The organism is Pseudorhodoplanes sp. (assembly GCF_035565855.1).
Lineage (GTDB): Bacteria > Pseudomonadota > Alphaproteobacteria > Rhizobiales > Xanthobacteraceae > Pseudorhodoplanes.
The window spans coordinates 1-10,056 of sequence record NZ_DATMRX010000293.1 but is presented as its reverse complement, the minus strand read 5'-3'; the positions used below and the strand labels follow the sequence as shown (position 1 = coordinate 10,056).

Below are 10,056 nucleotides of genomic sequence, written 5' to 3'. Positions count from 1 at the left end.
GAGATGCCGCCCGATCCGCGGATGTCGCTTGCGCAGCAATTGCTGATCCGCGCGCTGGTGTCGTGGTTCTGGCGCGAGCCGCAATACGGCACGCTCACGCGCTGGGGCACCACTTTGCATGACCGTTTCATGCTGCCGCATTATGTCTGGCAGGATTTCCTCGGCGTGCTCGCCGACCTCGATCGCGCCGGCTACCGGTTCGAGCCCGACTGGTTCAAGGCGCAGTGGGAATTCCGTTTCCCGTTTTACGGCGCGGTCGAATATTCCGGGGTGACGCTCGAACTGCGTCAGGCGCTCGAGCCGTGGCATGTGCTCGCCGAGGAGAGCGCGGCGGGCGGCACGGTGCGCTTCGTCGATTCCTCGGTCGAGCGGCTGCAGGTGAAGGTCACGGGCTTCGTCCCGGAGCGCTATGTCATCGCGTGCAAGCGCCGCCGCATGCCGATGACATCGACCGGCGCGCAGGGCGAAGCGGTCGCCGGCGTTCGTTTCAAGGCGTGGCAGCCGGTCTCCGGCCTGCACCCGACAATCCCGGTGCATGCGCCGCTCACCTTCGACCTGATCGACACCTGGAACAGCCGATCGCTCGGCGGCTGCGTCTATCATGTCGCCCATCCGGGCGGCCGCAATTACGAGACCTTCCCGGTGAATTCCTACGAGGCTGAGGCGCGGCGGCTGGCGCGATTCCAGGATCACGGACATACTGCGGGAATCGTGGACTTGCCGCCGGAAGAGCCCGCGAGCGAATTCCCGTTGACCCTGGATCTGCGCCGTCGCGGACGGCGTCAGAACTGACCATTGGACTAACTCGATGCACAATGCGGCTTCGGCCGAAAGGCCGCGCCCGGCCTGGTACGACCATTACGTGCCCCTGAACGGCGTGGCCGACGAATTGATCGGCCCCGATGGCCGTCCGCGCCGGGCATGGTTGAATTTCCTGCATCAGCTGTCCGCGGCGGAGCAATCGCTCGCGGCGGTCGACCGGCATCTCCAGGATATCGGCGTCTCCTACCGCGTGCATGGCGAGGCCCGCGAGCGCACCTGGCCGCTCAGCCGCCTGCCGCTGCTGATCGAGGAGGAGGAATGGGCGACGATCGCGGCCGGCGTCACGCAGCGCGCGCGCGTCATCGAAGCGCTGCTGGCCGACGTCTATGGCGAGGGGCGCCTCGTGAAGGACGGCGTCCTGCCGGCGGCCCTGGTCGCCGGATCGAGGGAATTCCTGCGCCCGATGGTCGGCATCGAACCGCCCGGCGGGCGCTGGCTGCATTTCTACGCGGTCGATCTCGGCCGCGGCCCGGACGGCCGGTGGTGGGTGCTGAGCGATCGCGCGCAGGCGCCCTCCGGCGCGGGTTACGCGCTGGAAAATCGGCTGGTCATGTCGCGGGCGCTGCCGACCGGCTACCGGCGCATGAATGTGCGGCGGCTCGCGCCGTTCTTCCGGACCTTCCGCTCGACACTCGCCGATGCCGCGGATCGGTCCGAACCGCGCATCTGTCTTTTGACGCCGGGCCCCTACAGCCAGACCTATTTCGAACAGGCCTATCTCGCGCGCTATCTCGGCTTCCTTCTGCTCGAGGGCGATGACCTCGTGGTCCACGACGGTCTGACGCATGTGCGCACCATCGCCGGCCTGAAGCGCGCGGATGTGATCTGGCGCTTCGTCGATTCCGATTACGTCGATCCGATCGAACTGAACGGGCAATCGCGTCTCGGCATTCCGGGGCTGCTCTCCGCGCTGCGCCATGGCGGCACTGTGGTCGCCAACATGCCCGGCGCCGGTTATGCGGAGACGCGCGCGCTGATGAGCGTGATGCCGCAGATCGCCGGTCATCTCACCGGCGAGGACCTCGCGCTGCCCAATATCGCGACCTGGTGGTGCGGCGATCCGGCCTCCCGACGTCGCGTGCTGGACAATCTGTCGAACATGGCGATCTCGGACGCCTTCGGTGGACGCTTGCCGGCATTGAACGATCAATCCCAGGTGCTGCCCGCCGATCTCTCGCCGGCGCAACGCGACGCGCTCCGCGAAGCGATCGAGGCCCGTGGCGTCGATTTTGTCGGTCAGGAAGTGGTGCAACTCTCGACGACGCCGATCTGGGCGGGCGATCAGCTCGTGCCGCGGCCGTTCGTGCTGCGCGTCTTCGCAGCCGCAACGCCGCGCGGCTGGGAAATCATGCCCGGCGGGTTCTGCCGGATTTCGGCACAGCCCGATGCGCGCGCCATCAGCATGCGCGAGGGCGTGCAATCGGCCGATGTCTGGGTGCTGTCGGCCAAGCCGGTTGCACCGGAGACCCTGCTGCCGGCGAGCGAGGCGATCCACATCCAGCGCATCCTCGGCAACATTCCGAGCCGCGCAGCCGACAATCTGTTCTGGTATGGCCGCTACCTGGAGCGCGCCGAGGCGACGCTGCGCGTGGTGCGCTGCCTGTGCGCCCGCGCCATCGATATGGATTTCGTCTCGGGGAATGTGCCGGCGACGATTGCCAAGCTCACGCGCCAGCTCGTGGCCTGGGGTGCGGTGCCCGAGGATCTGCAGGATGCGTCCACGCTCGTGATCGCACGCACGGCGCTTGCCGACGAAAACGCCTATGGCTCGGGTCTCGCGGGTGTGCGCATGGCGCGCAATGCCGGCTCCGTCATCCGCGAGCGCATTTCGGTCGATGCCTCGAAGCTGTCGCGCCGGCTCGACGAATTGCTGTCCGACCTCGGCGATCTTTCGAGCGAGACCGATGTGCTCGACGCCGCCGATCGGGCGCTGAATATCCTGTCGGCGCTGTCGGGCCTTGGTCAGGAGAACATGAACCGCAATGCCGGCTGGCGCTTTCTGGATGTGGGCCGGCGCATCGAGCGCGCCATCTCCACCTGCCGGCTGGCGCGCATGTTCGCATCCGATGACGCCACCGCCGAAGATCTCGACGTGATGCTGGATCTGATCGATTGCCAGATCACCTATCGGTCGCGCTACATGACCGGCATCGCGCTTGCGCCGGTCCGCGATATGGCGATCCTCGATCCATACAATCCGCGATCGGTCGGCTTCCAGTTCATGACCATCAACGAACACCTCGCCACGCTTCCGACGCTGCATCTCGACGGTGTGCCCGAAGAGCCGCAGCGGCTCGCATCGCGGCTGGCCACCGATCTCGAAACGACGACGGCGCAGGAGCTCGACAACAGCATGGTGCTGGCGTTCGAGCAGCGCATCGCCGGCTTTGCCGAAGTGGTTGCGTCGCGCTACTTCCTGCGGCGCCAGAAGGGTGTAGTCGGGGCAGGGATAAGCAGCCTAGCGTGATCTACGATATCACCCACCTGACCGCCTATTCCTACGAGGCATTGGTGACCTCGGCGTCGCTTGCGCTGCGACTGACGCCGCGCAACACGCTGACGCAGCGAAGGCTCGCGCATCATGTCAGGATCGCGCCCGAGCCCGATCATGCCACCTCGCATCGCGATTTTTACGGAAACGTCGTCGATCTGGTGACGATCGACAGCCCACATACCGAATTGACGATCAAATCGACCGCGCGGGTCGAAGTCTCGCCACGCCCGGTGCCGGAAGGCCCCGACCTCGCATGGGACACGGTCGTGCAGGAAGCTTTGAACGGACGCGATCTCAGCGCGGCCGGGCCTGCGCATTTCCTGTTCGCAAGTCCGCATATCGCGTTGTCGCGCGAGGTGACGGATTATGCGCGCGCGAGCTTTCCCGCGGGACGGGGGATTCTCGAAGGCTGCACCGAGCTGATGACGCGCATCCGCAAGGACTTTGCCTACAAGCCGCAGGCGACGCAGGTGTCGACCTCGATCGCCGAAGCCTTCGCGCAGCGGGCGGGGGTCTGCCAGGACTTCGCCCAGATCATGATCGGGGGCCTGCGCGGCTTGGGGCTGCCGGCGGCTTATGTCAGCGGCTATCTGCGGACCATCCCGCCGCCCGGAAAGCCGCGGCTGCAGGGCGCCGACGCGACCCATGCCTGGGTGTCCGTCTGGGCGGGCCCGCAGGACGGATGGATCGGCTTTGATCCGACGAATGGCATCCAGGCCGGGACCGACCACATCACGCTGGCGGCGGGGCGGGATTTTTCCGACGTCTCGCCGGTTTACGGTGTCTTCGTCGGATCCGGCGAGAATGAGCTCAAGGTCGCGGTCGACGTGATACCGGTCGGCGGCTGACCAGCGCGGCAGAGCCCGCCTTAAAGTGATGTTGCCTCGGGAACCTTCGTTCGACCTTTCCGTTCTTCCGGTTCGCGAACAAGGCAGGACGAAATGCGGCTGTTTGTGTGCCAGGGCTGCGGGCAGCCGCTGCACTTTGAAAATGCGACATGCGGCAGCTGCGGGCGAGGCGTCGGATATCTTCCGCGCCTGAGCACCATGACCGCGCTGGAGCCGACTGACGGCGGACTGCGCGCGCTCGCTGATCCGAACCGGACCTATCGCTTTTGCGCCAACGCGCAATACGAAAGCTGCAATTGGCTGGTCGGCACCGACAGCGGACAGGATTTTTGCCTGGCCTGCCGCCACAACCGCACCATTCCCGATCTGTCCGCCGGCAACAATCTGGTGCTGTGGCGCAGGATCGAGGTGGCGAAGCATCGGCTGTTCTACACCCTGCTGCGGCTGCAATTGCCGCATGTGACGAAGATCGAAGATCCGTCGGGGCTTGCCTTCGATTTTCTCGCGCCGACGCATGAGCCGGTCATGACCGGGCATCTGAACGGGGCGATCACCATCAACCTCGCGGAAGCGGACGATGCCGAGCGCGAGCGCCAGCGCGGCATGATGCAGGAGCCGTATCGCACGCTGCTTGGCCATTTTCGTCATGAGATCGCGCATTATTACTGGGACCTGCTCGTCAATAACGAGGCCTCGATCGAGGAATTCCGCAGCGTGTTCGGCGACGAACGCGCCGATTACGGCGAGGCGCTGCGGCGCCATCATCAACAGGGGGCGCCGCCCGACTGGTCGCAGCAATTCGTCTCGGCCTATGCAAGCTCGCATCCGTGGGAGGATTTCGCCGAAACCTGGGCGCATTACTTCCACATCGTCGATACGCTCGAGACCGCTCGCGCGTTCGGCGTTTCGACCCAGCCGCGCGTGGCGAGTGCGGCGAGCCTCGACACGCCCGTCGAGTTCGATCCGTATCTCGCCGGCATCGATCAACTGATCGAAGCCTGGCTGCCGCTCACCTTTGCCATCAATGCGATCAATCGCTCGATGGGACTGAACGACCTTTATCCGTTCGTGATTGCGCCTGCGATCGTGGTCAAGCTTGGCTATGTGTACCGGCTGATCCACCGCGTCCCGCATCCGCCGGATATCGTGGACGAAACCGCCCTCAAGGCCATGGTGGCCCTGCTCAAGAACGGGGTGCCGGCCGCGGACTGAAAATTCCCTGCCAGCAGGGAAAATTTCAAGGTTTGACCCCCCGTTTCAGGACCCCGAACAGCCGAAAATCCCGATGAAACGGGCCTTTTCGCTCGAATTGGGCAGGCAATCCAGGCTCACGGGGCAGGGAATTTTACTCCGCCACGCAGGGAATTTTCATCGGCGGAGCAGGGAAAAGTCCCGCCCTCCGTAAGCGTCCATCCCTGACACACTTGTCGCAAGCCTGATGAGCACGATCTGTTCTCGCCCTCGATTTCTGAAATCAGGAGAGAACAGATGGCGAGCGAACGAAGACCCTGGAAGCGCCAGCGTGAAGACTTCTGGCGAGCCCATCATGAGGCGTGGAAGCGTAGCGACTTGAATCAGCGGCAATATTGCGAGTTTCATGGCCTTCCGCAGAAAGCATTCGAGAACTGGCGTCAGATGTTCAGGCGCGAACCGGAGCCCCCACAACGCAAGCTGCTCTATCGACGCCGACCCGTAAGCCCTCCCCTAAGTCCGCCCCCTAGTCCTCTCGTAAATCCGGGGGCTTATCCCTCCTCGCAGCTGGCGGCTCCGATTGTTCAGCGACCGCGCGAGGGTCATCGTCGCCGGTTCAGCGACGCAGACAAACGATGGATTCTCCGAGAGGCAGGCCGACCTGAGGCGAGTGCCGCAGAGGTGGCGCGCCGGTACGGCATCGATCAACGTCTTCTACGTCGATGGAAGCAGGAACTGACGGAGACAGCGCCGATCTTCGTCGCGGTGCAGATCACCGATGCGGCTGCGCCGCCTGCTCCGACCACTGACGAGGAGGCTGTGTCATGACGCTGCTTCCTCCGAACGTGAAGGTGCACCTGGCGCTGGGCTTCATCGACATGCGCAAGGGCATCGACGGGCTCGCCATGCTGGTGCAAGGCGTTCTGCACCAGGATCCATTTACAGGCCACCTGTTCGTGTTCCGGGGCCGGACCAGGGCCAATCTCATCAAGATCATTTATTGGGATGGCACTGGCTTCTGTCTGTTCACCAAACGGCTCGAGCACGGCGTCTTTTTGTGGCCTCCGAGCATCGCGCCTGGCGAGACGCTGTCGCTGACCTCGGCGCAGCTGTCGCTGCTGATCGATGGTGTCGACTGGCGAGCGCCGGAACAGCGATGGCGGCCAGCGGTGGCGGGATGATCGCTGCGACGGATTGACTCAACGCAACGTCGCTTAGTGAGGCTGCCCACGAGTCAGGGTATCTTTCCGCTCATGGACATCGATCTTGCCACCCTGCCGGACGATGTGGAGACGCTACAGCGGTTGGTGCGCTCGCTCGCAGCCGAGCGCACCGCCCTCTCCGAGGCCCAGGCGGAGATCGAACGGCTCAACCTCATCATCAAGAAGCTGCAGCGCAGCCAGTTTGGCCGGCGCGCCGAGCGGCTCGATGACGATCAACTGCAGCTGAGCCTCGACGACCTCAGCACCGACCTGGCGCGCGTCGAAGCCAGTCTTCCACCTGCTCCGGTCGGGACCAGGCCTGCCAACGCAAAGTGTGAACGGCCGAGCCTACCGGCGCACTTATCGCGCGAAGACGTCCAGCTTGATATCGAGCATGAGGCCTGCCCCTGCTGCGGCGGTCCGCTTCATCCGATCGGCGAGACGGTCAGCGAGATGCTCGATCATGTGCCAGCGCGGCTGCGGGTGATCCGCATCCGCCGGCCACGCTATGGCTGCCGCGCCTGCGGGACCATCCATCAGGCGCCTGCTCCAGAGCGACCGATCGCCAAGGGCCTGGCCACGCCCGGCCTCCTGGCCCATGTCCTGGTCTCTAAATACTGCGACCACCTTCCGCTCTATCGGCAGAGCCAGATCTTAGCGCGCCAAGGTGTCGAGTTAGACCGCTCGACGCTGGCCAATTGGGTCGGCGGAGCGGTCTGGTGGCTGGAGCCGCTGCAGGCGCGGCTCGCCGAGCATGTGTTCGCTTCGCAAACGCTGTTCGCCGACGACACGCCGATCCCGGTGCTCGATCCCGGCCGGGGCCGCACCAAGACTGGTCGGCTCTGGGTCTATGCCCGCGATGATCGACCCTGGAACGGACCCGAGCCGCCAGCAGCGGTTTACTTCTACAGCCCGGATCGTCGGGCCGAGCGTCCCGCCGCTCACCTGACGAAGTTCAAGGGCATTGTTCAAGTCGATGGCTATCCCGGCTTCGAGCGGCTGACCGAACGCGGCAACATCGTGTTGGCGGCGTGCTGGGCGCACGCACGCCGCAAGTTCTACGACGTGCATGAGGCAACCAGCTCGCCTGTCGCGGCCGAAGCGCTCAGCCGTATCGCCGAGCTCTATGCGATCGAGGCGACCGTCCGGGGGCAACCACCCCAGGCAAGACAGGAGACACGGCGGGTCAAGTCGTTGCCGCTGGTCCTAGCCATGAAGGTCTGGCTCGAAGCCCAGTTCAACCGGATCCCGCCAAGGGGCGCTCTGGCCGACGCGATCCGTTATGCGCTGGCGCGATGGGGTACTCTTTGCAGGTTCCTCGATGATGGCCGCATCGAGCTCGATAACAACACCGTCGAACGCGCTATCCGGCCAATCGCGCTCGGCCGAAAGAACCACCTGTTCGCCGGCTCCGACGGCGGCGCGGCCCGCTGGGCGGTCGTCGCTTCACTCTTGGCCACCGCCAAGCTCAACGACGTCGAGCCCTTCGCCTACCTCCGGGACGTTTTAGAACGCATGTCCAACGGCCATCCGATGGCCCGACTCGATGACCTGTTGCCGTGGAATTGGTCCCGATTAGCCGCCGCAGCTTGAGCAACGTGCTAGAAATGGACGCTTACGAACAGAAGCGAGGGAAAGCGGGCCGCCGCTCCACGGCTACTCTCGTTGAGCATCACGACGGCATCGCCGATATGCCGACGTCTACAAGGTCGCCGACGACGAACACGAGATCACAGGATGTCAGTTGTGCATTTTCACGATCTGAGGCGCGGATCCGATGCTCCATGACAGATATTGTCGAGTCGGCGCATGTTGTTCGCGAGGCTGCCATACCGTGATTGTGGTTGATCTGCTATCGTGAAAGCCGTTCAGGAGGAGCGCCTATGTCCCGTCTTGCTTTCGCAGCCAGCCTTGTCACTCTTGCTCTGGTCTCGAGCCCGGCATCAGCGCAAATGAAATCTGCATTGCCGCCACTGCCCGATATTCAGATCGCGGAAATACCTGCGGGCTCTCGGGCAAATTACCAGGGCGACCGGTTCAGCTATCTTCAGGCGGGCCGAGCGGACGCACCGGTGGTCCTGCTTTTACATGGGGTTGGGGCCAACGCGATGCACTGGCGCCATCAGCTCGCGGGGCTATCGGATCGCTACCGGGTGATTGCATGGAATGCGCCGGGCTACATGTTTTCGGACGGGTTCGTCAAAGACGTCGCCGATTGCAGGGATTATGCGGATGCCGTGCGCGATTTCCTGACGGCCTTGAAGATCGACGGCCCGATCAATGTTGTCGGCAATTCGTTTGGCAGCCGGGTCGGTCAATGCTTTGCGATGCACTATCCGGAACGAGTGACCAAGCTGGCGATGACCGGCACCGGCGTCGGGCCCAAAGACATGCCTGAGGAGCAGAAGCAGAAGATCATTGCCACCCGCGAAGCTCAGGTCGCCAAGGGGTTCTACGGATTCGGAGCGCGCGTCGATGCGCTTCTTGGACCGAATGCATCACCCGATCTAAAGGCCGAGGTGCAGCGCGTCCTGCGTGCTACGATGCCGCGGGGCTTCATGCACGGGGTGAAGCTCGGGATGGTCAACGGCTATAGTCCTGAAGAAGCCGGGGCGAAGATCGCCATGCCGGTGTTGCTGATTCAAGGTCGGGTCGACAAGGTCAATCCGGGCGACAAAAATGCCGATCGTCTGATCAAGGTTCTGAAGAACGGCAAATTGAACTACCTGGAAGAGATCGGCCACCTGCCCGAAGTCGAAGCGCCTGACACCGTCAACAAGATGCTGCGCGACTTCTTCGGTTGAACGCGTTCCGCAGATGGGCTGTGCGGCCGAACTCGCCGCAGTCCGTAAGGGTGTCAGTCACCAGCGATATCGCAACGCGCCCTTTCCGGCATAGCTTTCGGTGTTGCCGGAAAACTCGCCCTCGAACGAGCCGGCGAGGGAGAATCCGTTGCGCAGGCTGAGTTCTGCGCCGGCGGAGACGAGGAGTGAGTCTGAATCCGGTGACGCGCCGTTTACGGTGAAGGATGTTCCGGGCAGTGCAAGGAATGTCGGAACGGCCATCCGGTCATTGTCGAAATCGTGAGCCCAGGCGGCGCGGCCGCGCAATGTGAGGAGTGCGTCCTGCACCGGCATCGCATAATCGAACCGTGCGCCGAGTTCGGTGCGGGTCTCAGTGTCCGTGCGGCCGGCGTAGGTGAGGGCGAAGGCGTTCGTTCCGCTCTTTGCTCGCTCGGCATAAGCCGGCAGGTCGAGGCTCACCAATTGCACCGCGCCATAGGGCGTGATTCCGGCGAAGCCGTTGCCGAAGCGGTAGCCGGCCTCGGCGCGGCCAGCGAGGCTGTGCGCATTGAAATCGGCTTCGAGCTTGTCGGCGCCGGCAATCGTGACGGTGCGATTCAACGTGACGTCCTGCCAGCCATAGGCGAAGGCGCCCATGACATAGGCCGCGCCCCAATGATGCCGACCATAGACCGACGCTTGGAACAGATCCGACC

General features: G+C 64.1%; 9 protein-coding genes and 1 pseudogene. 9 read left to right on the top strand and 1 reads right to left on the bottom strand.

The features are described from left to right. The 9 genes and pseudogenes from VN004_RS16975 to VN004_RS16940 form a co-directional block, all read left to right on the top strand. A partial coding sequence (locus tag VN004_RS16975) for a transglutaminase family protein (RefSeq protein WP_325612482.1) occupies window positions 1-792 on the top strand: 792 nt, incomplete at its 5' end. Between the two features lie 16 nt (window positions 793-808). Then, window positions 809-3,289 (top strand): circularly permuted type 2 ATP-grasp protein, encoded by a 2,481-nt coding sequence (locus tag VN004_RS16970; RefSeq protein ID WP_325612480.1) that lies wholly within the window; start codon window positions 809-811, stop codon window positions 3,287-3,289. Further along, window positions 3,286-3,519: pseudogene (locus VN004_RS22525) on the top strand (transglutaminase N-terminal domain-containing protein); the annotation flags it as partial. The gene VN004_RS16970 and the pseudogene VN004_RS22525, both read left to right, overlap by 4 nt. 153 nt (window positions 3,520-3,672) lie before the next feature. Continuing rightward, complete coding sequence (locus VN004_RS22520) at window positions 3,673-4,164, top strand: transglutaminase-like domain-containing protein (RefSeq protein ID WP_414710339.1); 492 nt, start codon at window positions 3,673-3,675, stop codon at window positions 4,162-4,164. Between the two features lie 93 nt (window positions 4,165-4,257). Next, the gene (locus tag VN004_RS16960) at window positions 4,258-5,376 is read left to right on the top strand and encodes a putative zinc-binding peptidase (protein ID WP_325612475.1); all 1,119 of its coding nucleotides are present in this window, start codon (window positions 4,258-4,260) and stop codon (window positions 5,374-5,376) included. A 276-nt stretch (window positions 5,377-5,652) separates the two neighbouring features. Then, a complete protein-coding gene (gene tnpA, locus VN004_RS16955; protein WP_325612473.1) occupies window positions 5,653-6,183 on the top strand; it encodes an IS66 family insertion sequence element accessory protein TnpA in 531 nt (176 codons plus the stop codon). Beyond that, window positions 6,180-6,536 (top strand): IS66 family insertion sequence element accessory protein TnpB, encoded by a 357-nt coding sequence (gene tnpB / locus VN004_RS16950; RefSeq protein ID WP_325612470.1) that lies wholly within the window; start codon window positions 6,180-6,182, stop codon window positions 6,534-6,536. Before tnpA ends, tnpB begins: the two co-directional genes overlap by 4 nt. Window positions 6,537-6,608: 72 nt before the next feature. Then, window positions 6,609-8,150, top strand: a complete 1,542-nt coding sequence (gene tnpC, locus VN004_RS16945; protein ID WP_325612467.1) for an IS66 family transposase — start codon at window positions 6,609-6,611, stop codon at window positions 8,148-8,150. Between the two features lie 290 nt (window positions 8,151-8,440). Continuing rightward, on the top strand, window positions 8,441-9,361 hold the full coding sequence (locus VN004_RS16940; protein WP_325612465.1) for an alpha/beta hydrolase: 921 nt from the start codon (window positions 8,441-8,443) through the stop codon (window positions 9,359-9,361). Between the two features lie 57 nt (window positions 9,362-9,418). Here VN004_RS16940 and VN004_RS16935 read toward each other — a convergent pair. Beyond that, window positions 9,419-10,056 (bottom strand): autotransporter outer membrane beta-barrel domain-containing protein (locus VN004_RS16935; protein WP_325612463.1); only part of this gene is annotated, 638 nt, incomplete at its 5' end.